Source organism: Streptomyces sp. NPDC005794 (assembly GCF_042871445.1).
In the GTDB taxonomy this organism is placed as follows: Bacteria; Actinomycetota; Actinomycetes; order Streptomycetales; family Streptomycetaceae; genus Streptomyces.
In genome coordinates, this window is record NZ_JBIAIN010000010.1 from 160,160 (window position 1) to 182,728 (window position 22,569).

Consider the following 22,569-nt stretch of genomic DNA (forward strand, 5'->3'; position numbering starts at 1 on the left):
GGATCGTCCGTCCACGCGGACCTCTCCACCCCTGCGGGGCGGACCTCCGTCAGGTGATCCGGTCGGCCGGGTCCGCGTGACGGGGTTCCGCCCCGTAGAACTTCTCCGTCTCGTCGACGGACGCGTGGAAGCGCTCGTCGAAATCGTCGCGAACAAGCGTCCGGACCACGTAGTCCTGGACGCTCATGCCGCGTCTGGCGGCGTGCCGGCGGAGCCGGTCGAGCAGCTCACCGTCTATGCGCAGGCTGAGCACTGTCGATCCCATGCCAAGCAGGTTCGCGGCATCCGCGGTCTTTTCGCGGCTCTTTCCGCCCCATACTCACTCGTTCGGGTGATCAGTTTCTCGCGCGTGTACCACCAGCTGGTATTTAGCATAGCTAATGAGTTACGCTAAAGAACATGCCTGACCTGATCCACGACGGTGACAGTGCCGCCGCCGTGAGCTCCCTTCGCTCCGCCGTGATGCTGCTGGGCCGGCGCCTGAAGCACCAGCGCGTCGACGAGTCGCTGAGCCCCACCGAGATGTCGGTGCTCGGCACACTTGCCCGCTGCGGTTCCGCCACCCCCGGTGAGCTGGCCCGCAAGGAGCACGTGCAGCCGCCGTCGATGACCCGCATCGTCGCGCTGCTGGAAGCCAAGGGCCTGGTCAGACTGGAACCGCACCCCGATGACCGTCGACAGAAGATGGTCAGCCGGACCGAGCAGGCGGAAGCCATGCTCGCCGAGAGCCGCTCCAAGCGGAACGCCTGGCTGGCCGACCTCGCCGAGGGCCTGGACGAGGACGAGTGGGAGAAGCTGCGGGCCGCCGCGCCCGTACTGGAGAAGCTCGCCCACCTGTGACCCGACGGGGCGCGCGGGCTCACAGCCCGCGGCGCCCCGCAGTCACGTCCCCGTCAGCAAGAACGCCGTATACGCCCGAGGAGGCGAACTCTTTTGAGTACGGGATCCGGAGCAGACTCCGCCCCCGCACCGACTTCCACCCACGAGAGCAAGACCGGCGGGACCTTCTCGTCGCTGAAGATCCGTAACTACCGCCTGTTCGCCACGGGCGCCGTGATCTCCAACACCGGTACCTGGATGTCCCGCATCACGCAGGACTGGCTCGTCCTGAGCCTCACCGGGTCCGCCGCCGCCGTCGGCATCACCACGGCCCTCCAGTTCCTCCCGATGCTGCTCTTCGGCCTGTACGGCGGCGTCATCGCCGACCGGCTCCCGAAGCGGCGCCTGCTCCTCATCAGCCAGGCGGCGCTCGGCCTGTGCGGCATCGCGCTCGCCGTCCTGACCCTCTCCGGCGTCGTCGAGGTCTGGCACGTCTACCTGATCGCCTTCCTCCTCGGCATGGTGACCGTCGTCGACAACCCGGCGCGCCAGTCGTTCGTCTCCGAGATGGTCGGCCCCGCGCAGCTGCGCAACGCGGTCAGCCTGAACTCGGCGAACTTCCAGTCCGCCCGGCTCATCGGCCCCGCCGTCGCGGGTGTCCTGATCACGACGGTCGGCAGCGGCTGGGCGTTCATGCTCAACGGGCTGTCCTTCATCGCCCCGCTCATCGGCCTGCTGATGATGCGTACGAGCGAGCTCCACGCGTCCGTGACCGTCAAGCGTGCCAAGGGCCAGCTGCGTGAGGGCCTGCGCTACGTGTCCGGCAGGCCGGACCTGATCTGGCCGATCGTCCTGGTCGGCTTCGTCGGCACGTTCGGATTCAACTTCCCGATCTTCCTGACGGCCTTCGCGGACGAGATCTTCCACGGCGACGCCGGGATGTACTCGTTCTTCAACATCCTGATGGCGGCCGGCTCCCTCGCAGGGGCCCTGCTCGCCGCTCGCCGCCGCTCCTCGCGGCTGCGGATGCTGGTGGCCGCCGGCACGCTGTTCGGCCTGCTGGAGATCGCCGCCTCCCTGTCCCCGACCGTCTGGCTGTTCTCGCTGCTGCTGGTCCCGATCGGGATGATCGGCCTGACGACCAACATCAGCGCCAACACGAGCGTCCAGATGGCCTCGGACCCGGAGATGCGGGGCCGGGTGATGAGCCTCTACATGATGGTATTCGCCGGGGGTACGCCGGTGGGCGCCCCGATCGTCGGCTGGATCAGCGACGCCTACGGCGCGCGCACCGGGATGGCGGCCGGCGGAGCGATCTCGATGGTGGCGGCGCTCGGCGTCGGCTTCATGCTGACGCGTGTCGGCGGCCTGCGTCTGAAGGTCGACCTGCGTCCGGGGCGCCCGCACGTGCGAATAGTTCCGCGCGAGCAGCTGGCCACGGCGGCCTGAGCCTCGCGATGACTGCCCTCCTTCCCGTCCACGGAAGGAGGGCAGTCGTGCTTTCCGTCCCGGGGTGCCGAAGGACGGAACACCAGGACACGCGGGGACGCTGGGACACTCACCCGCATGAGCAGCCAGAGACTCTTCGCCGCCGTCCTGCCGCCGGAGCCCGCCGCCGACGAGCTGGCCGGGGCCGTCGCCCCACTGCACGAGCTGCCCGGGGCCGTGAACCTCCGCTGGACCGCCCGAGCGGGCTGGCACTACACCCTGGCCTTCCTCGGGAGCGTCGACGAGGAGCTGCTGCCGGAGCTGTACGCCCGGCTGGAGCGCGCCGCGCACCGGACCGAGCCGTTCCCGCTCCGGATCCACGGCAGCGGCCGGTTCGACGGGCGGGCGTTCTGGGCGGGGGCGGCCGGCGGACTCGACACGCTGCGGCTGCTCGCCGCACGCGGCCACGCCGCCGCGCGCAAGGCCGGGGTCCGGATGGAGGAGCACCGCCGGTACATCCCGCACCTCACGCTGGCGCGCAGCCGTGAACAGGCCGACCTCACCCCGTACACACAGGCGCTGGACGGCTTCGAGGGCATGCGCTGGGAGGCCGGTGAGCTCTGTCTCGTACGCAGTGATCTGCCGGTGGACGGGGTGCCGGGGGAGCAGCCCAGGTACGAGGTGGTGCGGGCCTGGCCGCTGGGCCGGTGAGCGGGGCGGTTACGCTCGTCGGGTGGACCCGAAGACCAGAAACCGCATCATGGCGGCCGTGCTCGTGCTGATGTTCGTCGTCGTGGCGGCGGCCTCCGCCCTCGGGGGCTGAGCCCGGGGGCGAGGCCGCACGCGCGCCGCGTACCTACCAGGCGAAGTTCTCCGGAGAGGGGCCCGGACCCGGGAAGATCTCGTCCAGGGCCGACAGCACCTCGTCCGACAGCTCCAGCTCCACCGCGCGCAGCGCCGAGTCGAGCTGCTCGCGCGTGCGCGGGCCGGAGATCGGCCCGGTGACGCCGGGCCGGGTCAGCAGCCAGGCCAGACCGGCCTCACCGGGCTCCAGGCCGTGCTTCTCCAGCAGGTCCTCGTACGCCTGGACCTGCGCCCGTACCTTCGGGTCGGCCAGCGCCTCGCCGGAGCGGCCCGAGGTGGAGCGTGCGCCGCCGCCGTCGCGCTCCTTGCGGAGCGCGCCGCCGAGCAGCCCGCCGTGCAGCGGCGACCACGGGATGACCCCGAGGCCGTACTCCTGGGCGGCCGGGATGACCTCCATCTCGGCGCCGCGTTCCATCAGGTTGTAGATGCACTGCTCGCTGACCAGGCCGTAGCTGCCCCGCTGCCGGGCCCGCTCGTTGGCCTGGGCGATCTTGTAGCCCGAGAAGTTGGACGAGCCCGCGTAGAGGATCTTGCCCTGCTGGATCAGTACGTCGATGGCCTGCCAGATCTCGTCGATCGGGGTGTCGCGGTCGACGTGGTGGAACTGGTACAGGTCGATGTGGTCCGTCTGCAGCCGCTTGAGGCTGGCGTCGACGGCGCGGCGGATGTTCAGGGCGGACAGCTTGTCGTGGTTGGGCCACGCCTCGCCGTCGGCCCCCATGTTGCCGTAGACCTTGGTGGCGAGGACGACCTTGTCACGGCGGTCGCCGCCCTGCGCGAACCAGGTGCCGAGGATCTCCTCGGTGCGGCCCTTGTTCTCGCCCCAGCCGTAGACGTTCGCCGTGTCGAAGAGGTTGACGCCCGCCTCCAGGGCGGCGTCCATGAGCGCGTGGCTGTCGCTCTCGTTGGTCTGGGGGCCGAAGTTCATCGTCCCCAGTACGAGGCGGCTGACCTTGAGTCCGGTGCGTCCGAGCTGCGTGTACTTCATGAGGCCCAAGCCAACTCCTTCGAGCGCGCTCGAAGCAAGGGCCTGTTCAGGCGCGCCGCGCGAACCGGTCCAGCGCGGCCAGTACCGCCCGGGAGGTCGCCGGGCCGCCCAGGTGGCCCGCGTCGTCGATCACCGTCAGCTCGGCGTCCGGCCAGGCCTTGGCCAGCTCCCAGGCCGTGATCAGCGGCCCGCCCAGGTCGAAGCGGCCGTGCACCAGGACACCGGGGATGCCCGCGAGGCGGCCGGCGTCGCGGATCAACTGCCCCTCCTCCAGCCAGGCGGCGTGCGCGAAGTAGTGCGCGCAGATGCGTACGAACGCCAGCTGGTCGCGGCCCGGCCGCCCGCTGTACGGAGGCGGGCCGGTGTGCGTCTCCATGGACAGCACCGCGTCCTCCCAGGCGCACCAGTCGGCCGTCGCCTTCGCCCGTACCTCCGGGTCGGGGCTCTCCGTCCGGCGCGCGTACGCGGCGACGAGATCCCCGGGGCCCTCCGCCTCCGGGACACCCGCCCGGAACCGGTCCCACGCCTCGGGGAAGATCTGCCCGGCACCCCGGTAGAGCCAGTCGATCTCGCTGCGCCGGGTCGTCGTCACGGCCGGGATCACGATCTCCGAGACGCGCTCCGGGTGCTGTTCGGCGTACGCGAGGATCAGTGTGGAGCCCCAGGACCATCCGTGCAGCAGCCACTTCGCGATGCCGAGGTGCTCGCGCAGGAGCTCCATGTCGGAGATCAGGTGGGCCGTCGTGTTGTGCCGCATGTCGGTGGCGGGGTCGCCTGCGTGCGGGGTGGAGCGGCCGCAGTTGCGCTGGTCGAAGAGCACGACGCGGTAGAGGTCCGGGTCGAAGTGCCGCCGGGCCCCGGCCCCGCACCCCGAGCCCGGTCCGCCGTGCACGACGAGGGCGGGCTTGCCGTCCGGGTTGCCGCAGACCTCCCAGTACACGAGGTTGCCGTCGCCGACGTCCAGCATCCCCTGGTCGTACGGCTCGATCGGCGGGTATTTCTCGTTGGGTTCCCTGCTCACGGCGTCGTGTCTCCTCGGCCGGTGGTGGGCTGTCGGATGTGGGCGAACGGGGTGTCGGCCCGCAGGCGCCGCCCTGGGGGTCCCAGTTCGCTTTCCCTCACCGGTAACGGATCCGGCTCTCGGTGAGGGCGTCGCGGGAGGCGGGCTCCGCCCGCCCGCGCGTTACGGGCCGACGGGCAGGCGGCGCTTGTGGTCGGTGAGGCGGTAGCGGCTGACGATCGTGGCGAAGGTCTGCTCGTCCACCGGCTTGCCCTCCAGGAAGTCGTCGATGGCGTCGTAGGTGACCCCGAGCGCGTGCTCGTCCGCCTTGCCCGGGTCGAGCGTCTCCAGGTCGGCCGTCGGCACCTTCCCGACCAGCTCCGCGGGGGCGCCCAGCGCCTCCGCGACGGCGCGCACCCGGCGCTTGGTGAGTCCGGTGAGCGGGACCAGGTCGGCGGCGCCGTCCCCGAACTTGGTGAAGAAGCCGGAGACCGCCTCGGCCGCGTGGTCCGTGCCGACGACCAGGCCGCCGTGCGCTCCGGCCACCGCGTACTGGGCGATCATGCGCTGCCGGGCCTTGACGTTGCCGAGCACGAAGTCCTGGTGGTGGGGGTCGCGGAAGGCCACGTCGCCGGTGAGCAGGGACTCCTGCATGGCGTCCGTGGCGGGCTTGATGTCCACGGTCAGCACCTGGTCGGCCTGGATGAAGGACAGGGCGAGCTGGGCGTCGTGCTCGTCGGCCTGGACCCCGTAGGGGAGGCGCATCGCGTAGAACCGGGCCTCGTGGCCCGCTGCCCGGGCCCGCCCGGCGGCGAGCTGGCACAGCCGGCCGGCGGTGGTGGAGTCGACGCCTCCGCTGATGCCGAGCACCAGGGAGCGCAGACCCGTCGAGGTCAGCCGCTCGGCGAGGAAGGCCACACGGCGCTCGATCTCCTGGTAGGCGTCGAAGGCCTCCGCGACCTCCAGCTCCCGGGCGATCTCCTGCTGCAGGGCGATGTCCGCCGGCTCGCTCACGTCTGCTCCTCGGTCCGGTTCACGGTGCGCTGTCGCGCCCACCCTACCGAGGGCCGGTGTGTGTGCCGCCGGGGCCGTCAGCCCTTGACGGCCACGTGGTACGCGGATGCCCACAGCGTCACCGCCGAGGCCAGGCCCACCACGGCGCGCACGCTTCCGTCCGGCAGGCCGGCCGCGATCAGCGCGAGACCGAGGACCGCCACGGCGGTCATCAGCGCGGCCGTCCCCTTGTACTGCCACTGGTCGTAGAGGCGTGCGAGCGGTACGAAGTGCAGGCCCACCACGAGCGCGATGGCCGGCGGGACGAACGTGGGATGGCCCGAGGCGTGGGACACGGCGATCACCGCGAAGACCGCCGCGAGTTCGACGACATTGACGACGCCCACCGAACGCGCCCAGTTCTCCGGCAGGACGACGGTGCGCGGCGAAGGAGCGGCGCCCTTGCGGTAGGCGAGGAAGACCGCCGCCGCGGTGACCGGTGCGGCGATGATCTCGACGGCCAGGGCCGCGCCCCCGTGCGGGGCCTCCGCCAGCCCGGACGCCCCGGCGAAGGCCCAGACGAGGGCGAACACCGACAGGACGACGGTGCCCCGGCGGCGCAGGGTCCGGGTGAGCGCGACGCATGTGGCGTCCGGGGCCGGAGGTGTCGAGAACGTCGGCTGCGTCATGCGGCGAGGCTACTGCGGTCATCAGGCCCGGCCGGCGGTTTCGGACCGGCGGGGGGAGGCCTCCACTTACGGAGGCATCCCGTCCGGCCGGCGCCGCCCTGACCTGCCCGTTTCAGGGAACGAGCACGAGCCGGCCCCGTACGCCGCCCTCCGCGAGGCGGGTGTGTGCGTCGGCCGCCTGCTCCAGGGAGTAGGCGCGGGCGACCCGGGGAGTCAGGACGCCCTGATCGACCAGCTTCACCAGCTCGGCGAGCCGGGCGCCGTCGGCGGCCACCTCGACCACCTGGACACGGATGCCCCGCACGCTCGGCGGGTCCGCCTGCGGGATGACGCCCACGTAGTCGCCCCCGTCCCTCACGTACGCCAGCGCGTCCGCGCCGGCCACGGCCGCGTCCAGTACGGCGTCGAACGGGCCGGCCGCCGCGCCGCGTTCCACGAACCGGTCCGCGCCGAAGGACCGTACGAGCTCCTCGTCGGCCGGGCCGGCCACCCCGACGACGGTGATTCCGGCCAGGTGGGCGAGCTGGACGGCATAGCCGCCGACCGCGCCCGCCGCGCCCGTGACCAGCAGAGTGGACCCGGGGGCCAGGTCCAGCAGGTCCAGCGCCTGAGCGGCGGTCAGGGTGTTGAGCGGCACGGTCGCCGCGTGGACCGAGTCCACGGAGACGGGGGCCGGCGCGACCGCCGACGCGTCCACCACCACGTAGTCCGCCTGCGCCTTGACCGTCCCCGGACCGTACGCCAACGCGACCACTTCGGCCCCGGCGGCGAACGGCGTTCCCTCGCCCACCGTGTCCACCGTCCCCGCCACGTCCCAGCCGAGCCCCAGCAGGCCGCCCTCGGGCAGCGGGACGAGGAAGCCCGCGCGGTACGCCGCGTCCACCGGGTTGACGGCGGACGCCGCCACCTTGATCCGCACCTGGCCCGCACCGGGCTCGGGCACCGCGGTCTCCACGAGCTCCACCGACTCGGGCCCGCCGAATGTCCTGACCACCACAGCACGCATATGGATCACTCCTCCGTAGGGGTGCGGGTTCCTCCCGCCCCGCAAACCTAGGAAGAGTTACTCTCCTTCGGTAAGTACGTACGTCGAGGTGCGTAGGCCACCCACAGGTAGGACCGGAGACAGACCGCCCATGGCCACCCGCACCGCGGCCCAGCGCCGCGAGGACGCCCGATCCGCGTACGACGCCTTCCTCAGGGACTGCCCGACCAACCAACTGCTCGGCCGCCTCGGTGACAAGTGGGTCAGCCTCATCGTGAGCGCCCTGCGGGACGGCCCGATGCGCTACAGCGACCTCGGCCGCAGGATCGCCGGCGTGAGCCAGAAGATGCTGACCCAGTCGCTGCGCTCCCTGGAGCGGGACGGCCTCGTCACGCGGACCGTGACACCGTCCGTGCCCGTGCGCGTGGACTACGAGCTGACGGAGCTCGGGTACAGCCTGAGCGGCCTCCTGTCCGCCGTGAAGAGCTGGGCGGAGACCCACTTCGACCAGGTCCACGAGGCGCGCGAGCGGTACGACGAGGAGGTCGCGGCGTGAACGCCACCCCCCGGGTACTGACCGTGCTGGACGAACTCCTCGCTTCCGCGGCTCCCGGTGGGCGCGGAGCTCTGTGGCATCTCGCCGAGCAGGGAAGGGAGTTGGACGCCAACCTCGTCCAACTGCCGCCGGGCGCCGAGGTGGGTGAGCACCAGGAGGACGTCCTGGACGTGCTCCTCGTCGTCCTCGCGGGCACCGGCAGTCTGCGTACGGGTGCCGGAGACACCCTGGACCTCGTCCCGACGACCGTCACCTGGCTGCCCCGCACCTCGCGCCGCGCCCTGGCGGCGGGGCCGGAGGGGCTGACGTACTTCACGGTGCACCGCCGCCGGCCCGGGCTGACGATCAAGCCGGCCGTGCGCACTCCCGCGTACGAGGGCGGCGAGGCCCCCTGCATGCTGGACCTGGTGTGCCCGGAGTGCGGGCGGCTGTCCGCGGACCGGGCGCCGAAGTTCTGCAGCGCGTGCGGGCAGGCGTTCCCGGAGCGCTGACGGGACCGGATCGGCTTCATCTTCCAGCAGTACAACCTGCTGCCCACCCTGACCGTCGAGGAGAAGGCGCCATCGCCACCGTGCTCACCCTGGGCACGAGCCTCGGGACGGCGGGCAGGACACTCCGCACGCCGGCCACCGACGCCGTCACCGTGGCCGCGTGACCGTACGGAGGGACGAGAACCGGCAGTGGAAGGGGTTTTCCGGCAGCTCGGGGCACGGTGCCTCGGGCTCAAGGCCGCTGCCGAGCCCGTCGTCCGGAGCCCAGCGACTCCGGGAGCCGGCGAGCACCTGCCCAACAGCACGCCGAGTGTCTATTCTTGGTCCCATGACTGCCCAGACCCCGCAGCCCTCCGCGCACCCTGTTCCCCCAGGAGAGCTCCGAGCCTCGCACGACGACCGGGACGCAGCGGTGGAGCAGCTGCGGGACGCGGCAGCCGAGGGGCGGATCGATCTCGACGAGCTGGACTCGCGCCTGGAGCAGGCGCTGACGTCCAAGACCCACGCCGAGTTGGCCGTCCTCACCGCCGACCTGCCGAGGGTGATTCCCCCCGAGAGCCGGCCGCCGCTGGTGCTCAAGGGCGGCATGCACGGCGCGTCCAGGGGCCCCGGGCGCTGGGAGGTGCCCAGCCACCTGGTCGCCCACGGAGGCGTGGGCGGGGTGAAGCTCGACTTCACCCGCACCCGGTGCAACCTCACCGAGGTCGCGCTGGAGGCCTACGGGGAGATGGCCGGCGTCACGATCGTCATTCCCGAGGCCTGGGCCGTGGAGACCGGGGGCATGGATCCCGGCGTCGGCGGGCTGAAGGACAAGACCACTCCCGACCGTCTCCCGGGAACCCCGCTGATCCGGCTCACCGGGTCCGGCGGCATGGCGGGAGTGATCATCCGTCACCCCAACCGCTGGGAACGGCGCAAGCTGCGCGGCAACACGCCCTAGTGTTCTGATCCGTGCGGTTGGGGACGCGGCTGGCGGGTGGCTGGCCCTTGAGCGCGGTGTGTCCGCGGTGGTGGCGGTGTCCGTCGAGGCCGTCGCCGCCTTCGGGATCTCGGCGGCTTCACCTCCGGGGCGCGTGCGATCGGGCGGCCCGGATGGGCTCCCGGGCGGCGAAGGGTGACGCCGACCGCTGATCAGGTCGATTCTGTACAACTGTGCGAGCGCTCCCCGGTACTGAGGGACTGTGGGACCGACGGCGCGGCGTGGGGTGCGTAAGACAGGACGTACCAGGACAATGGCGCACGCGCCATCCAGGGGCGCCCGAGCCCCTCCGGCTCTCACGACCCGTTTCGATCGCGGGCGTGTGCGGGCCGGGCAGGGGCAGACCAAGGAGGACCCGTGATGGATGTCCTGGCGAACCAAGTGACCGGCGCTGTCGACGGCATGCGTGCGCGGGCCCGTGAACAGCTCCTCGACGCCGGCCTGGAGCTGTTCGGTGTGTACGGGTACGCGCAGACGTCGGAGCAGGCCCTGTGCGAGACGGCCGGGGTGCCGGAGGAGGTGCTCTGGGAGGAGTTCGGCTCCCGGGAGGGCCTGCTGACGGCCCTGCACAACCAGATCACGACCAGCGGACTGCGGGCGTCGGAAGTGGCCCTGCTCTCCGAGGGGATGGACGACTGTCCGGTGGGGCAGCGCTTCCGGCGGCTCTTCGACGCGTACGTGTCGGCGGTGACCCGGGACCTGCGTGCGGCGCGGGTGACGTTCGTCGAGGTGCTGGGCGTGAGCCCGGCGGTGGACGCGCACTGCAAGCGGTGGCGTGACCTGTGGACCGACTTCCTGACCGGTGAGGCCGAGCGCGCGGCGGTGCGCGGGGAGGTGGAGGAACGGGACCACCGGGTCGTGGTGATGGTGATGGTCGGTACGGTCCACGAACTCATGGCCCACCACGCCCGCCGTCCGCGCAGGGCCCGCCCGGACGAGGTGTCGGAGGAGCTGACCCAACTGGGGCTCGCGATGCTCGGGGTGGAGCCGACGGCCTGAGCGGGGCCGCCCGTTACCGGTGCGAGGGGCCGGCCCCTGCCGTGTTCAGAGTCCGATGTCCGCCACCAGGGGCAGGTGGTCGCTTCCGGTGGCGGGCAGCGGGCGGAGGCGGGTGACCGTCGCCGACCGGGTGAGGATCTGGTCGATCCTGGCCACCGGGAGCTTCGCGGGCCAGCTGAACGCGAAGCCGGGCCCCGGCGGGGTCATCAGCGAGCTGACCGGTTCCAGACCGCGGTCGTCCAGCGTGCTGTTGAGGTCGCCGAGGAGGATCACCCGGTCCAGTGGCTCGGCGGCGATCGCCTCGCCCAGGAGAGCGGCGCTCTCGTCCCGACGTCCGGAGGTGAGCCCGGTCGCGCCGATCCGTACCGAGGGCAGGTGCGCGACGTACACGGCGACCTCGCCCCGGGGCGTACGGGCCGTCGCCCGCAGGCCCCGGTTCCAGCCCTCCCCGACGCCCTCGGGCCTGATGTCCACCAGCCGTACGCCGGTGAGGGGGTACTTCGACCAGAGGCCGACCGTGCCCCTCGTCGCGTGGTGGGGGTAGTCGGTGGCCAGCGCCTCCTCGAAGGCGGGCAGGGCCGGGGCCGTCAGCTCCTCCAGGGCGATGAGGCCCGCGTCCGTCCCGGCCAACGCCCGTGCGGTGGCGGCGGGTTCGGGATTCACGTCACTGACGTTGTGCTGGACCACGGTGAACGCGCCGTCCGGCGCCTGGCCTCCGGCGAACAGCATGCCCCTGAAGAGGGCGAACCACGCGGCCACGGGCGCCAGCAGCAGGGCCGACGCCAGGAACGAGCGGCGCAGGAGCGCCAGGACCAGCAGGACGGGGGTGGCCAGGCCGAGCCAGGGGAGGAAGGTCTCCAGCAGACTGCCCACACGACCAGGGGTGTTGGGGACCAGTCCGGGGAAGACGAGCAGGACCGCCACCAGGAGGCAGAGCAGGGCGACCGCACGGCCCCGCTGCCAGCTCCAGCCCGGTGCCCGGCCGTCCCGCTTCTTCGCCACGCGCTCATGCTCCAGTCCGGACGCCTCCCCGCGAGGACCCGCTGGTGACGATGACGCGAGGTCCCTCGATCCGGTTCCGGCCCGGGGCTCCGTCCGGCGCGAGGAGCGGGTCCCGTTGTCAGTGGTCGTCCCTACCGTGGACGTCATCGGCAAGGACGCACGGACGACGCACTGTGGGGGTTGGGGCATGACGGGGACGGCCATGGCGGTACCGGAGGAGTCCATCCACCCGGGCATCACGCACGCGGCGACACGGCGGGCGCTCATCGACGGCGTGCTGTCGGGCGCGCACGAGACCATGCGCTTTCCCCACCTCGCCGGGGCACGCATGATCACGGCTGCTGACCTGGTCGACGAGGAGTACGACCCGGGCGACCTCGATCCGCGCACAGCGGGCACCGTGGTGGTCGGGCATCTGCTGGTCGACGGGGGCGAGGCACAGGCGGTCGTGGTCGACGGGGAGACGGGCCGGGTCTTCAGCCTGAGCATGTACGCCCCCGAGCACGCCGAGCTCCACCCGCTCGCCCCCTCGATCGACGCGCTCGCGCGCTTCCTGACGGCCATCGCCGAATTCGGCGCGCTGAGCGGCCGGTTCACGCCTCTGCGGGGCCGCACCGGCGCCCAGGTCGTCGAGGAGGCCTCGGCGCTCCTGCTCTCCGTCTTCACGCAGGAGGACTGGGGCGAGGACGGATGGGGGGACGTGGAGTGGGACGGCGAGGTGCCGTCGGTCTGGCGGATCGCCTCGCTGTTCCGGCCCATGGCCCTGATCGCGGCGCCGGGCAGGGGACTGCGGCTCGATCTGCCGGCGGACTTCATCGAGGCGGAGTTCGGCGCGGAGGAGGTCGTCCGGATCGCCCGGGCCGATCTGCCCGAGGAGCTGGAGCACGAGCCGACCCGGCGATTTCTGGCCGAGGTCGGACTGCCTCGGCACGGGCTGATGTTCTGGCTGGACGAACCCGGGGACATCCTGAAGACGTTGGCTGTCCACCGTGCGGAGATCCGGGCCAATCCCGAGCTGCAGCACCTCCAGCTCACCGGGGAGCTGCCGGAAGGATCGGACCGCCTGCTGGTCGTCGGCGGTCTGATGCACGACTTCGACGCCCTCGTCGACGGCCGTACGGGCATGGTCCACTACGCGCTGATCGACGACGAGACGGTGACCCCGGTCAACGCCGACGTGTCGACCCTGGCCTTCACGGTCTGGATGCACAGCCGGCAGCAGAAGCTGGAGGAGGAACACGACCTGATGGGCAGTACGGGGGAGTTCTACCACGAGCTCGCCGACACGATGGTGGCCGTGCTCGCCTCGGCCGACCCGATCGCCTGCCTGCCCGCGGCCGGGCACGACGACTACCGGTACTGGCCGGAGGTGTTCCACGACGAGGCGGGGGGCGTGCTGTGACCCCGTGGGCCCCGTGACCGCGAGGCCCACGGGGATCAGGCCGCCGCCAGCGCTCCCGCGTACGGGCCGCCCACGCCCCAGGCCGTGTGCATCGCGTGGGCGAAGGCACCGGCCAGTTTGTGTTCGCCGGTGGGGCCGGGGTGGGTGCCGTCGTAGGTGTCCGTGTGGATGTCGTAGCCCACGGGGTGCGAGGCCAGCAGGACCGGGGACGAGGGGGCGTCCAGGTCGGCGACCGCCTTCGCGAGCAGCGTGTTGAAGCGGTCGCACTCGGCGGCGAAGGGGGCGTCGGACTCCGCCCGGACGTTCGGTATGACGGGGAGCAGCACCAGCTTGATCCGGGGGTTCGCGGTGCGGGCCGCGGTGATGAACGCCCGTACGTTCGCGGCTGTCTGCGTGCTGTCCGTGTAGAAGCCGAGGTCTATCAGGCCGAGTGAGACCAGCAGGACGTCGGCGCGGGCCGCCGTGACCGTGTCCGCGATGACGGGGGCCATGTGGAGCCAGCCCTCGCCCCAGCCGGCCAGGTGCCGGCGCGCGGGCGCGGGGAAGGTGGCGTCGCCGTAGGCGTGGGAGCACGGGGCATTCGCCTCGGTGTCGTACAGCGTGGTGCGCGGGCCCGTGATCGCGTACCCGCCGTCGCCGAGGGTCGCTTCGAGGTGCTGCCACATGCGGTAACGCCAGGTGAAGTCGCCGCGACGCCCGATGGTCATGGAGTCGCCGACGAAGAGAAAACGCATGGCGACATCATGGCCGATCACCGCTCCGGCCTGCGACGTGACGGTGGACACTTGTGCCATGAGATCGCTGCTGACCGTCTCCGCTGCCGCCGCCCTCCTGCTCCTGACGGGGGCGGTGCCCGCCGTCGCGGACGACGGGGACGGGGCGGACCGGACCTTCACGATCGAGGACTCCCGGATCACCGAGTCGAGCGGGCTCGCCGCCAGCCGGATCCACCCGGGGGTCTACTGGACACACAACGACAGCGAGGACGGGCCGTACGTCTACGCCGTCGACTCCCGGACCGGGAGGACCGTGGCGACGATCACCATGGAGGGTGTGGGGGAGCCCCGCGACGTGGAGGCGATCTCGATCGGGCCCGACGGGAATCTGTACGTCGGGGACATCGGCGACAACCTCGACGGCTCCTGGGACCACGTCTGGATCTACCGCTTCCCCGAGCCGGAGCGGCTCGCGAACGCCACGGTGCGGGCGACACAGTTCGACGTGACGTACGCGGACGGGGCGCGCAACGCCGAGGCGATGATGGTCCACCCCCGGACCGGGCGGGTGTACATCGCCTCGAAGAACGAGGACGGCGGCGGTCTCTACGAGGGTCCGGAGAAGCTGACGGCCGGTGGGTCCAATGTCTTCCGGCGCGTGGGCGAGGTGCCGTGGGTGACGGACGGGGCGTTCTCGCCGGACGGCGAAAACCTGGTGCTGCGCTCGTACTTCAGCGCCCGGGGCTACGCCTTCGAGGACGGCCGGCTCGGTGCCGACCGTGCGGTGAGCGTGCCGCTCCAGGGCCAGTCCGAGTCGGTGACGTACACGGCGGACGGCTCCGCGATGATGTTCGGCTCCGAGGGGGAGCACAGCGAAGTGGTGCGCGTGGAGGTGGAGGGCGGCGGCAAGGAGTCCTCGCCGAACGGCGGGGGCGGCGGGACGTCGCCCGGGGGCGACGGCGAGGACGGGGGAGCGACGAAGGGCACGGCTACCGGGGGCGCCGTGGCGGTCGTCGTGATCGTGCTGGCCCTGCTCGCGGCCAAGCGCCGCCGCGGGTGAGGACCTCGTCCGCCCGGCTCGCTCAGATGTCGTCGGTGACCGGCCGCAGCTCGTAATGGAGCGTGCGGTCACGCTTCAGCCGGTGGGTGAGCGGGACCGCCACGCCGTGGAGCGCGGGGTACTTCCGGGAGAGCGTCCGGGCGGCGTGGGTGTTCTCCTTCGAGCCCTGCGGCAGGAGCCGCGCCCAGGCCTTCACCGGCGGCCCGGTCGGCGCGCCGCGCACGGTGCAGGGGGCGATCTCCACCACCGGGTGGTTGCGCATCCGGTCGACCTTCCAGGCCGAGGAGAACGTACGGATATAGGCGTGGTCCCCCTCCACGGCGATGCTGACGGGGGTGCGGGCAGCTGATCCGTCCGGCCTGCGGCTGCTGAGCAGGACGGTGTACTGCTTCACGAAAGGCTCTAGCTCACGGATCGTCTCCATGTATTCCATGGTGCATGAAACCGGGGCGATCCGTGCTTTTCGGGTCATTGTCCAGCGCGCTGCCGGACCAGGGCCCCGAGGCCGTCGACGATGCGGGCGAGGCCGAACGCGAAATGGTCGAAGCCGGGCCCGAACGCGTCCTCCGAGAGGGCGGCCATGCGCGGATAGTCGCCGCTCAGCATGGCCCGCTCCAGGTAGGGGTGCTGGCCCTCCCAGAAGGCGGCGTCGCTCAGGCCCGTGTCCCGCGCGGCTTCCGCGGCGTGGTTCTCGGTGCGGGCCAGACCCTCGACGAAGCTGTTCACCGTGATGATCACGCTGATCAGCTCGGGGTCGGTGAGGCCCATCCCCCGGAGCCCGGTCAGCGCCAGTTCGAGGCCGCGGAGGGCACTCGGGCCGAGGACCGTGCGCGCCTGGTTGATCTTGAGGAGCCAGGGGTGGGCGTGAAGGGTGGCCCGGTAGGTGTGGGCCATGACGTCGATGGCTGTCCGCCAGTCGTCCGGCACCCCCGAGGCGTCCATGGTGAGCGGTTCGCCCTGGACGCGGTCGAGCATCAGGTCGAGCAGTTCGGCCTTGCCGGGGACGTAGCGGTAGAGCGTCATCGTGCCGGTGCCGAGCTCGGTGGACAGCCGGCGCATCGAGAGGGCGTCCAGGCCCTCCGCGTCGGCGATCCCGACGGCCGTGGCGACGATCCGGTCGAGCGTGAGGCCCGGCTTGGGGCCACGGCTGGGTCGTTCGCCGGTGCCCCAGAGGAGTTCCAGGCTGCGGGCGATGTCGCCGCTCCCCGTGGTGGTGCCGCCTGCCGGTTCGCTCTTCGTCATGGCCTCAGGGTAAGCCTCCGCCGTAAAACTGGGTACACCGTACTCGCAATCGGGTACGGTGTACCCAGTTGTAGGGGTGAAGGGAAGGGGAGTGAACGCCATGTCCGCATCCGGATATGCCGTGCTGCCGAAAGGGTCGTGAAGCGGTACGGGGCGAAGAAGGGGGCAGAGAAACGCGCGCTCGACGGCTTCGACCTGGCCGTCCGTCCCGGAACCGTGCACGGGCTGCTCGGACCGAACGGTGCAGGGAAGACCACCGCCGTGCGGGTGCTCGCCACCCTGCTGCGGTTCGACGGAGGCCGGGCGGAGGTCGCCGGCCTGGACGTGGCGCGCGAGCCGCAGCGGGTACGGAGCCGGATCGGCCTCGCCGGGCAGTACGCCGCCGTGGACGAGGTGCTCACGGGCCGGCAGAACCTGGAGATGTTCGGCCGACTCTTCCACCTGGGCGGCGGGGCCCGGCGGCGTGCCGGAGAGCTGCTGGAGCAGTTCGACCTGGTGGACGCCGGGGGCAGGGGCGTCGCGGAGTACAGCGGAGGGATGCGGCGCCGGCTCGACCTGGCCGCCTCGATGATCCTCGCGCCCGCCGTGCTGTTCCTGGACGAGCCGACGACGGGACTCGACCCGCGTGGCCGCGGCGAGGTCTGGGCCGCCGTACAGGCGCTCGTGGCCGGCGGTACGACGGTGCTGCTGACCACGCAGTACCTCGACGAGGCGGACAGGCTCGCCTCGCACATCACCGTCATCGACCGGGGGCGGGCCATCGCCGATGACAGCCCGGACGGGCTCAAGGACCGGGTCGGCGGTGACCGGATCGAGGTCGTCGCCGCCGAGGCGGCCGACCTCCCGGCAGTGGCGAAGGCCGTGGACCGGGTGGCGGGCGGAGGGCTGGTGGTGACGGACACGCCGGACCGTCGCGTGCACGCCCAGGTCGCCGACCGGGTGGCCGCGCTGACCGAGGTCGCGCGGGCACTTCAGGACCAGGGGATCGCGGTGGAGGACGTCGGACTGCGCCGACCGAGCCTGGACGACGTGTTCCTGCGTCTGACGGGCCACGGAGCGGAAGCCGTCACCGGAACGGAGGTCGCGGCATGACCGCACTCGGACTGCATGCCACCACCGGCCGCGAGCGGAGCCGCGCGTACTGGACGCTCGCCGACTGCTGGAACGTCACCCGCCGCAGCCTCACCCACTACCAGCGGCAGCCCCTCGCGATCGTCTGGCAGCTCGGTTTCCCGATCATCTCCGTGCTGCTCTACGGCTACGTCTTCGGCAGTGCGATGAAGGTGCCCGGGGGTGGCGACTACCGAGAGTTCCTGATGCCCGGCATGTTCGCCACGACCATGACGCTGGGCTTCATGAACACCGCCATGGCCGTGGTCACCGACGCCGGCAAGGGGGTCGTCGACCGCTTCCGGTCGATGCCGATGGCCCCGTCCGCCGTCACCGCCGGCCGCGGGGGCGCGGACCTCGTGGTCGCCTGCGCCGAGCTGGTGATCCTGGCGGCCACCGCATTCGCGATCGGCTGGCGGGCGGACGGCGGCCCGCTGGAAGCCGTGGGGGCGTTCGGGCTGCTCCTGCTGCTGCGGTTCAGCCTGATCTGGGTGGGAGTCTGGCTGGGGCTGCTCGTCCCGAACGCGGAATCGGCGGGCGGTCTGTACGCGATCGCCTTCCCCGTCACGATGATCTCCAGCGCGATGGTCGCCCCCTCTCTCATGCCTGACTGGCTGGGCGCGGTCGCCGCCTGGAACCCGGTCTCCTCCACGGTCACCGCCGTCCGGCAGCTGTTCGGCAACCCGGTGGCGAGCGGGGGCACCTGGGTCGAGGAGCACGCGCTGCTGATGGCGCTGGTGTGGCCGCTGGTGATCACCCTGGTGTTCCTGCCCCTCGCGGTGCGCAGGTTCCAGCGGCTCAGCCGCTGACGCCGCGTAGGCTCCGCCGTATGCAGGTCGACGGGGCCCCCGAGCCTTTCTCCACCTCCCGCCTGGACGCGCTCCCGCTCGAGGTCGCACACGCGGAGGAAATGGCCGTGGTCCTCTTCGACCCCGCCCTCCACGCCTACACGGGAGGCGCCCCGGAGGACGCCGACACCCTGCGTGCCCGCTACGAGCGCCGGCGCGCCGGCTCGCCCGACCCCGCCGAACTCTGGTGGAACTGGGTGCTCCGGGTGCGCGGCGACGGGAGCCTGGCCGGTTACGTCCAGGCCACCGTGCGCGGGGAGCGGGCGGTGGTGGCCTGGGTGGTCGGGACCCGGTGGCAGGGGAGGGGATACGCGAAGGAGGGGGCGAGGGGCCTGGTCCGGCACCTGCTGGACCGGGGCTCCGTCCGGACCGTCGTCGCCCACGTCCACCCGGACCACGCCGCGTCCGCCGCCGTGGCCGCGGCTGCGGGACTGCGGCCGACCGGCGAGCAGGTGGACGGCGAGGTGCGTTGGCGCCTGGACGCGGTCCGGGAGGGTGCGCCGGGCCGGGAGGCGGGCTCCGGGCAAGGTCTCTGATCGTCGCGGATCACGACAGGGCGGGCATTCCCGGCCACGTTGTTGCGCAGGTCGCGGCTGCAGACATGGCGGGCCCTCCTGGACAGGCTGGTGTCGAGAACATCACCGTCAGGGCGGAGTAGCCCGCTTGTCCCGCAGACGCATCATCACCCTGCCGGTGAAGCAGGTACGGCCCCGCACACCGAGGTGTGCGGGGCCGTACCTGAGGTGTGAGCGTCAGAGCTTGTCGATCACGTAGTCGATGCAGGCGGTGAGCGCCTGGACGTCCGCCGGGTCGATCGCCGGGAACATCGCGACGCGCAGCTGGTTGCGGCCCAGCTTGCGGTACGGCTCCGTGTCGACGATGCCGTTGGCGCGGAGCACCTTGGCGACCGCCGCCGCGTCGACGCCGTCCTCGAAGTCGATGGTGCCGATGACCTGCGAGCGCTTCGCCGGGTCGGTGACGAACGGGGTGGCGTACTTGGACTCCTCGGCCCAGCCGTACAGGTGCTGCGAGGACGCGGCCGTGCGGCCGGTCGTGAAGTCCAGGCCGCCCTGGGTGTTCATCCACTTCAGCTGCTCGTTCAGCAGGAAGAGGGTGGCCAGCGCCGGGGTGTTGTACGTCTGGTTCTTCAGGGAGTTGTCGATCGCCGTGGGCAGCGAGAAGAACTCCGGGACGTGCCGGCCCGAGGCGTGGACGCGCGCGGCGCGGTCCAGGGCGGCGGGCGAGAACACGCCGATCCACAGGCCGCCGTCGGAGGCGAAGGACTTCTGCGGGGCGAAGTAGTAGACGTCCGTCTCGGTGATGTCGACCGGCAGGCCGCCCGCGCCGGAGGTGGCGTCCACGAGGACGAGGGAGCCCTCGTCGGCGCCCGCGACCCGCTTGACCGGGGCGGCGACACCCGTCGAGGTCTCGTTGTGGGTGAAGGCGTAGACGTCGACGCCCGCCTCGGCCTGCGGGTCCGGGTGGGTGCCCGGGTCCGAGGCGATGACGGTCGGGTCGGCCAGCCACGGGGCGAGCTTGGCGGCCTTCGCGAACTTCGAGGAGAACTCGCCGAAGTTCAGGTGCTGGGACTTGTTCTCGATCAGACCGTGCGTAGCGACGTCCCAGAAGGCGGTGGAGCCGCCGTTGCCCAGGATGACCTCGTATCCCTCGGGGAGGGAGAAGAGGCTGCGCACGCCGTCGCGTACCTCGCCGACCAGGTTCTTGACCGGGGCCTGGCGGTGGGAGGTACCGAGAAGAGAGGTGCCGGTCGCGGCCAGCGCGTCGACCGCCTCCGTCCGCACCTTGGAGGGGCCGGCGCCGAAACGTCCGTCGGCGGGCTTGAGGTCTGCGGGAATCTGGATGTCAGCCACGATCCGGAGCGTAGTCCCTCCGGAAGCGGTCGGGGGCCGTGTCCGTCGGATGAGACGCATGCTCCGGATCGTGGGCGACCGGTGCGGGCCCGGATCAGCCCAGGTCGACCGGGAGCTCGTGCAGGTCGTTCTGGGTCAGGATCGGCTTGTTCCGCAGTGCGGAGGCCGGTACGGCGAGGTCGAGGCCGGGGAAGCGCTCGTACAGCGCGGGCAGCGCGACCCCCGCCTCCAGCCGGGACAGCGCGGCGCCCGGGCAGACGTGCGGACCGTGGCCGAAGGCGATGTGGCGGTTCGGGGAGCGGGTGATGTCGAACGCACCGGCGGTCGGTCCGTACTGCGCCTCGTCACGGCCCAGCGCGCCGAAGGAGACGATCAGGGCCTCGCCCTTCGGCAGGACCTTGTCGCCGACCTCGATGTCCTCGGTCGCGAAACGGATCAGGACGTGCGTGGCCGGGGTGTTCCAGCGCAGGGTCTCCTCGATGACGTTCTCCCACGGCACCTCACCGCTCAGCACGCGCTCGCGCTGCTCGGGGTGGGTCTGGAGTGCCTCGACGACATTGACGACCAGGCTGATCGTGGTCTCGTGACCGGCCGCGATGATCAGCGACAGCGTGTTGACGATCTCCTCGTCGCTGAGGTGGTCGCCGTCCTCGGAGGCCGCGATCAGGGCGCTGGTCAGGTCGTCGCCCGGGTTCGCCCGCTTGCCGTCGACGATCTTCGTGAAGTGGGCGCCGAGGTCCGCCATCAGCTGCGGGACCTCCTCCGGCGGGGTCTGCGTCGAGAAGAACTTCTCGAACAGCTCCTTGAGCAGGGGGTGGTCGGCCGCGTCCACGCCCATCAGCTCGCTGATGACGTTCATCGGCAGCGGGTAGGCGAACTCCGCCTTCAGGTCGACGGTCTCGCCCTTGGGCAGCGCCGCCAGCCGGTCCAGGGAGGCGTTCGTCAGGGCCTCGATGCCGGACCGCAGCCGCTCCACCCGCTTCACCGTCAGCGCCTGCGCGATCAGGCTGCGCAGCCTGCGGTGCTCGGCGCCGTCCACGGTCAGCATCGAGCGGCCCGGGTTGACGAGACCGATCAGCGGCCAGTCCATCGGGATCTCGCCGCGCTGCCAGGCGTTCCAGACGTTGATGTCCTTGACCACACGGCTGTCGGTGAGCAGCTGGCGGGCCTCGGCGTGGTGCGTCACCGCGTAGCACCTCACCCCGCCGGGGAGCTCCACTTCGGCCAGCGGGCCGGCGGCGCGCAGCGCGGCGCTCTCGGCGTCGAGGTCGGCGACGAGGGGATCGAGGGCGATCCGGGTCATTTCTGGCCTCCGAGTGCGGGGGTGGGCGTGAAGCGCACCGGCAGGTCCGTCAGCCCGCGCAGCCACGGGGACGGGCGCGGGACCAACTGGTCCGCCGGGACGGCGAGATCCACGTCCGGGAGCCGGTCCAGGAGGACCTCGATCCCCGTACGGGCGATGACCTCGGCGGTCTCCTGGGCGGGGAACGGGCAGCGGTGCTCGCCGTGGCCGAAGGAGAGGAACGCGTTGTTGCCACCGGTCAGGGCGGAGCCGTCGGTGCGTATCTGCGGGTCGCTGTTCGCGGCGGCGACACCGAGGACCAGCAGATCACCGGCGCGGATGTGACGTCCGCCGAGGTGGGTGTCGCGGGACGCCCAGCGGCCGGCCACGTTCTGGGTGGGGGGGTCCTCCCAGAGCACCTCGTTCATGGCCTCGGCGACGCTGTGCCGGCCACCGGACAGGGACGCGGCGAAGCGGTCGTCGGTGAGCATCAGCCGCAGCGAGTTGCCCATCCAGTCGGCGGTCGGCTGGTGGCCGGCGGTCATCATCACCATGAGGTCCTCGATGATCTCCTCGTCGGTGAAGCCGCTCGGGTCCTGGAGCATCCGGGTCACGACGTCGTCGCCGGGCTCGGCGTGCTTGTCTGTGAGGAGCTGGTGCATGGACGAGCCGAGGAACTGTACGCCGGCGAAGGCCCTCTCGTTGCCGTTGACCAGGTCGTTGATCGCGCCGACGAGGGGGGCGATGACCTCGTCGCCGAATCCGAAGATCCTCGCCAGCACCCGGGCGGGCAGCAGCACCGCGTAGTCGGCGATGATGTCGGTCCGGCCGGCGGCGCAGAAGCGGTCGATCAGCTCGTCGGCGAACTCCTCGGCGTACCGCTTGAGAGCGAACGGGTCGACGGCCTCCAGCGCGTTGCTGATCATGGCCGCGCGGACGGTGTGCCGCTCACCGACCGTGTAGAGGATCGACGGCTGGCCGCGTCCGATCATCGGCTTCATCGGCCAGTCGTCCGGGATGTGTTCCCACTGGTTCCACAGCTCGGAGTCCCGGCTGAAGAGCACCGGGTCGTTGGTGACCTGGTGCAGCTCCCGGTAACCGATGATCAGCCACGCGGGTATGCCGCCTTCGAGCACGACGGGGGCCACGGGGCCGTGGTCGCGGCGCATGTCCCGGTACGCCCGCAGGGGGTCCGTCTGGAAGAGCGGCCCGGACAGCGGGGCGAAGTTCTCGGACATGGGGCAC

24 protein-coding genes and 1 pseudogene are annotated in these 22,569 nt (G+C 71.6%); 12 read left to right on the forward strand and 13 right to left on the reverse strand.

What is annotated here, in order from left to right; translation table 11 throughout:
* Positions 1–49 precede the first annotated feature (49 nt).
* Positions 50–265 (reverse strand): hypothetical protein, encoded by a 216-nt coding sequence (locus ACFYQ5_RS18265; protein WP_389198536.1) that lies wholly within the window; start codon positions 263–265, stop codon positions 50–52.
* Positions 266–399: 134 nt separating this feature from the next.
* On the opposite strand from ACFYQ5_RS18265, the gene ACFYQ5_RS18270 reads away from it, so the two are divergent.
* The 3 genes from ACFYQ5_RS18270 (at position 400) to thpR (ending at position 2,958) form a co-directional block, all read left to right on the forward strand.
* Positions 400–840: a MarR family transcriptional regulator gene (locus ACFYQ5_RS18270; RefSeq protein ID WP_361890453.1), complete on the forward strand. Its 441-nt coding sequence runs from the start codon at positions 400–402 to the stop codon at positions 838–840.
* 93 nt (positions 841–933) lie between these two features.
* On the forward strand, positions 934–2,268 hold the full coding sequence (locus ACFYQ5_RS18275) for an MFS transporter (RefSeq protein ID WP_389198538.1): 1,335 nt from the start codon (positions 934–936) through the stop codon (positions 2,266–2,268).
* Between the two features lie 117 nt (positions 2,269–2,385).
* Positions 2,386–2,958, forward strand: coding sequence for an RNA 2',3'-cyclic phosphodiesterase (gene thpR / locus ACFYQ5_RS18280; RefSeq protein ID WP_389198540.1), 573 nt, complete (start codon positions 2,386–2,388; stop codon positions 2,956–2,958).
* Between the two features lie 145 nt (positions 2,959–3,103).
* On the opposite strand, the gene ACFYQ5_RS18285 is transcribed toward thpR, so the two are convergent.
* From ACFYQ5_RS18285 to ACFYQ5_RS18305, 5 genes are all read right to left on the reverse strand, one after another.
* A complete protein-coding gene (locus ACFYQ5_RS18285) occupies positions 3,104–4,099 on the reverse strand; it encodes an aldo/keto reductase (protein WP_389198542.1) in 996 nt (331 codons plus the stop codon).
* Positions 4,100–4,145: 46 nt separating this feature from the next.
* On the reverse strand, positions 4,146–5,120 hold the full coding sequence (gene pip / locus ACFYQ5_RS18290) for a prolyl aminopeptidase (RefSeq protein WP_389198544.1): 975 nt from the start codon (positions 5,118–5,120) through the stop codon (positions 4,146–4,148).
* A gap of 162 nt (positions 5,121–5,282) precedes the next feature.
* Entirely contained in the window at positions 5,283–6,113 is an 831-nt protein-coding gene (gene nadE, locus ACFYQ5_RS18295; protein WP_389198546.1) for an ammonia-dependent NAD(+) synthetase, read from the reverse strand.
* A gap of 77 nt (positions 6,114–6,190) precedes the next feature.
* The gene (locus ACFYQ5_RS18300; protein WP_389198548.1) at positions 6,191–6,781 is read right to left on the reverse strand and encodes a hypothetical protein; all 591 of its coding nucleotides are present in this window, start codon (positions 6,779–6,781) and stop codon (positions 6,191–6,193) included.
* Positions 6,782–6,893: 112 nt separating this feature from the next.
* Positions 6,894–7,787, reverse strand: a complete 894-nt coding sequence (locus ACFYQ5_RS18305) for an NADP-dependent oxidoreductase (RefSeq protein WP_389198550.1) — start codon at positions 7,785–7,787, stop codon at positions 6,894–6,896.
* A gap of 130 nt (positions 7,788–7,917) precedes the next feature.
* Here ACFYQ5_RS18305 and ACFYQ5_RS18310 point away from each other — a divergent pair, with 130 nt between their 5' ends.
* From ACFYQ5_RS18310 to ACFYQ5_RS18325, 4 genes are all read left to right on the forward strand, one after another.
* Positions 7,918–8,322, forward strand: coding sequence for a winged helix-turn-helix transcriptional regulator (locus ACFYQ5_RS18310; protein WP_389198552.1), 405 nt, complete (start codon positions 7,918–7,920; stop codon positions 8,320–8,322).
* A complete protein-coding gene (locus ACFYQ5_RS18315) occupies positions 8,319–8,813 on the forward strand; it encodes a hypothetical protein (RefSeq protein ID WP_389198554.1) in 495 nt (164 codons plus the stop codon). The genes ACFYQ5_RS18310 and ACFYQ5_RS18315 overlap by 4 nt, the downstream gene beginning before the upstream one ends.
* 328 nt (positions 8,814–9,141) lie before the next feature.
* Positions 9,142–9,753, forward strand: a complete 612-nt coding sequence (locus ACFYQ5_RS18320) for a DUF1707 domain-containing protein (protein ID WP_389198556.1) — start codon at positions 9,142–9,144, stop codon at positions 9,751–9,753.
* 399 nt (positions 9,754–10,152) lie between these two features.
* Complete coding sequence (locus ACFYQ5_RS18325) at positions 10,153–10,791, forward strand: TetR/AcrR family transcriptional regulator (RefSeq protein ID WP_389198558.1); 639 nt, start codon at positions 10,153–10,155, stop codon at positions 10,789–10,791.
* A gap of 45 nt (positions 10,792–10,836) precedes the next feature.
* Here ACFYQ5_RS18325 and ACFYQ5_RS18330 read toward each other — a convergent pair whose 3' ends face one another.
* Positions 10,837–11,793, reverse strand: a complete 957-nt coding sequence (locus ACFYQ5_RS18330) for an endonuclease/exonuclease/phosphatase family protein (protein WP_389198560.1) — start codon at positions 11,791–11,793, stop codon at positions 10,837–10,839.
* 121 nt (positions 11,794–11,914) lie between these two features.
* Here ACFYQ5_RS18330 and ACFYQ5_RS18335 point away from each other — a divergent pair, with 121 nt between their 5' ends.
* On the forward strand, positions 11,915–13,195 hold the full coding sequence (locus tag ACFYQ5_RS18335; protein WP_389198747.1) for an SUKH-4 family immunity protein: 1,281 nt from the start codon (positions 11,915–11,917) through the stop codon (positions 13,193–13,195).
* A 35-nt stretch (positions 13,196–13,230) separates the two neighbouring features.
* Here ACFYQ5_RS18335 and ACFYQ5_RS18340 read toward each other — a convergent pair whose 3' ends face one another.
* Positions 13,231–13,989 carry a GDSL-type esterase/lipase family protein gene (locus ACFYQ5_RS18340; RefSeq protein WP_389198562.1) on the reverse strand — a complete coding sequence of 253 codons (759 nt, stop codon included), beginning with the start codon at positions 13,987–13,989 and terminating at the stop codon, positions 13,231–13,233.
* Here ACFYQ5_RS18340 and ACFYQ5_RS18345 point away from each other — a divergent pair.
* Positions 13,988–14,971, forward strand: coding sequence for a WD40 repeat domain-containing protein (locus ACFYQ5_RS18345; RefSeq protein WP_389198564.1), 984 nt, complete (start codon positions 13,988–13,990; stop codon positions 14,969–14,971). The genes ACFYQ5_RS18340 and ACFYQ5_RS18345 overlap by 2 nt on opposite strands.
* A gap of 22 nt (positions 14,972–14,993) precedes the next feature.
* Here the strand turns inward: ACFYQ5_RS18345 and ACFYQ5_RS18350 are convergent, their stop codons facing one another.
* Together ACFYQ5_RS18350 and ACFYQ5_RS18355 are read right to left on the reverse strand one after the other, a co-directional pair.
* Positions 14,994–15,395: a PPOX class F420-dependent oxidoreductase gene (locus tag ACFYQ5_RS18350; protein ID WP_389198566.1), complete on the reverse strand. Its 402-nt coding sequence runs from the start codon at positions 15,393–15,395 to the stop codon at positions 14,994–14,996.
* A 44-nt stretch (positions 15,396–15,439) separates the two neighbouring features.
* Complete coding sequence (locus ACFYQ5_RS18355) at positions 15,440–16,213, reverse strand: TetR/AcrR family transcriptional regulator (protein ID WP_389198568.1); 774 nt, start codon at positions 16,211–16,213, stop codon at positions 15,440–15,442.
* 100 nt (positions 16,214–16,313) lie between these two features.
* Between ACFYQ5_RS18355 and ACFYQ5_RS18360 the strand changes: the two are divergent.
* The 3 genes and pseudogenes from ACFYQ5_RS18360 to ACFYQ5_RS18370 all read left to right on the forward strand — a co-directional run bounded on the left by ACFYQ5_RS18360 (position 16,314) and on the right by ACFYQ5_RS18370 (position 18,707).
* A pseudogene (locus ACFYQ5_RS18360) lies at positions 16,314–17,305 on the forward strand (ATP-binding cassette domain-containing protein).
* On the forward strand, positions 17,302–18,132 hold the full coding sequence (locus ACFYQ5_RS18365; RefSeq protein WP_389198570.1) for an ABC transporter permease: 831 nt from the start codon (positions 17,302–17,304) through the stop codon (positions 18,130–18,132). The pseudogene ACFYQ5_RS18360 and the gene ACFYQ5_RS18365 overlap by 4 nt, the downstream one beginning before the upstream one ends.
* Positions 18,133–18,152: 20 nt before the next feature.
* A complete protein-coding gene (locus ACFYQ5_RS18370; RefSeq protein ID WP_389198572.1) occupies positions 18,153–18,707 on the forward strand; it encodes a GNAT family N-acetyltransferase in 555 nt (184 codons plus the stop codon).
* Between the two features lie 216 nt (positions 18,708–18,923).
* Here the strand turns inward: ACFYQ5_RS18370 and serC are convergent, their stop codons facing one another.
* The 3 genes from serC to ACFYQ5_RS18385 all read right to left on the reverse strand — a co-directional run bounded on the left by serC (position 18,924) and on the right by ACFYQ5_RS18385 (position 22,562).
* Positions 18,924–20,042: a phosphoserine transaminase gene (serC, locus tag ACFYQ5_RS18375; protein WP_389198574.1), complete on the reverse strand. Its 1,119-nt coding sequence runs from the start codon at positions 20,040–20,042 to the stop codon at positions 18,924–18,926.
* Positions 20,043–20,136: 94 nt separating this feature from the next.
* The gene (locus ACFYQ5_RS18380; RefSeq protein WP_389198575.1) at positions 20,137–21,345 is read right to left on the reverse strand and encodes a cytochrome P450; all 1,209 of its coding nucleotides are present in this window, start codon (positions 21,343–21,345) and stop codon (positions 20,137–20,139) included.
* The gene (locus tag ACFYQ5_RS18385; RefSeq protein WP_389198577.1) at positions 21,342–22,562 is read right to left on the reverse strand and encodes a cytochrome P450; all 1,221 of its coding nucleotides are present in this window, start codon (positions 22,560–22,562) and stop codon (positions 21,342–21,344) included. Before ACFYQ5_RS18385 ends, ACFYQ5_RS18380 begins: the two co-directional genes overlap by 4 nt.
* Between the last annotated feature and the right edge of the window lie 7 nt (positions 22,563–22,569).

Bases quoted from the DNA above. Each gene is read 5' to 3' on its own strand.
- ACFYQ5_RS18265 (WP_389198536.1), bottom strand. From the start codon at position 265: ATGGGATCGACAGTGCTCAGCCTGCGCATAGACGGTGAGCTGCTCGAC.
- ACFYQ5_RS18270 (WP_361890453.1), top strand. From the start codon at position 400: ATGCCTGACCTGATCCACGACGGTGACAGTGCCGCCGCCGTGAGCTCC.
- thpR (WP_389198540.1), top strand. From the start codon at position 2,386: ATGAGCAGCCAGAGACTCTTCGCCGCCGTCCTGCCGCCGGAGCCCGCC.
- ACFYQ5_RS18285 (WP_389198542.1), bottom strand. From the start codon at position 4,099: ATGAAGTACACGCAGCTCGGACGCACCGGACTCAAGGTCAGCCGCCTC.
- ACFYQ5_RS18300 (WP_389198548.1), bottom strand. From the start codon at position 6,781: ATGACGCAGCCGACGTTCTCGACACCTCCGGCCCCGGACGCCACATGC.
- ACFYQ5_RS18305 (WP_389198550.1), bottom strand. From the start codon at position 7,787: ATGCGTGCTGTGGTGGTCAGGACATTCGGCGGGCCCGAGTCGGTGGAG.
- ACFYQ5_RS18310 (WP_389198552.1), top strand. From the start codon at position 7,918: ATGGCCACCCGCACCGCGGCCCAGCGCCGCGAGGACGCCCGATCCGCG.
- ACFYQ5_RS18320 (WP_389198556.1), top strand. From the start codon at position 9,142: ATGACTGCCCAGACCCCGCAGCCCTCCGCGCACCCTGTTCCCCCAGGA.
- ACFYQ5_RS18325 (WP_389198558.1), top strand. From the start codon at position 10,153: ATGGATGTCCTGGCGAACCAAGTGACCGGCGCTGTCGACGGCATGCGT.
- ACFYQ5_RS18345 (WP_389198564.1), top strand. From the start codon at position 13,988: ATGAGATCGCTGCTGACCGTCTCCGCTGCCGCCGCCCTCCTGCTCCTG.
- ACFYQ5_RS18340 (WP_389198562.1), bottom strand. From the start codon at position 13,989: ATGGCACAAGTGTCCACCGTCACGTCGCAGGCCGGAGCGGTGATCGGC.
- ACFYQ5_RS18350 (WP_389198566.1), bottom strand. From the start codon at position 15,395: ATGGAGACGATCCGTGAGCTAGAGCCTTTCGTGAAGCAGTACACCGTC.
- ACFYQ5_RS18355 (WP_389198568.1), bottom strand. From the start codon at position 16,213: ATGACGAAGAGCGAACCGGCAGGCGGCACCACCACGGGGAGCGGCGAC.
- ACFYQ5_RS18365 (WP_389198570.1), top strand. From the start codon at position 17,302: ATGACCGCACTCGGACTGCATGCCACCACCGGCCGCGAGCGGAGCCGC.
- ACFYQ5_RS18370 (WP_389198572.1), top strand. From the start codon at position 18,153: ATGCAGGTCGACGGGGCCCCCGAGCCTTTCTCCACCTCCCGCCTGGAC.
- ACFYQ5_RS18380 (WP_389198575.1), bottom strand. From the start codon at position 21,345: ATGACCCGGATCGCCCTCGATCCCCTCGTCGCCGACCTCGACGCCGAG.
- ACFYQ5_RS18385 (WP_389198577.1), bottom strand. From the start codon at position 22,562: ATGTCCGAGAACTTCGCCCCGCTGTCCGGGCCGCTCTTCCAGACGGAC.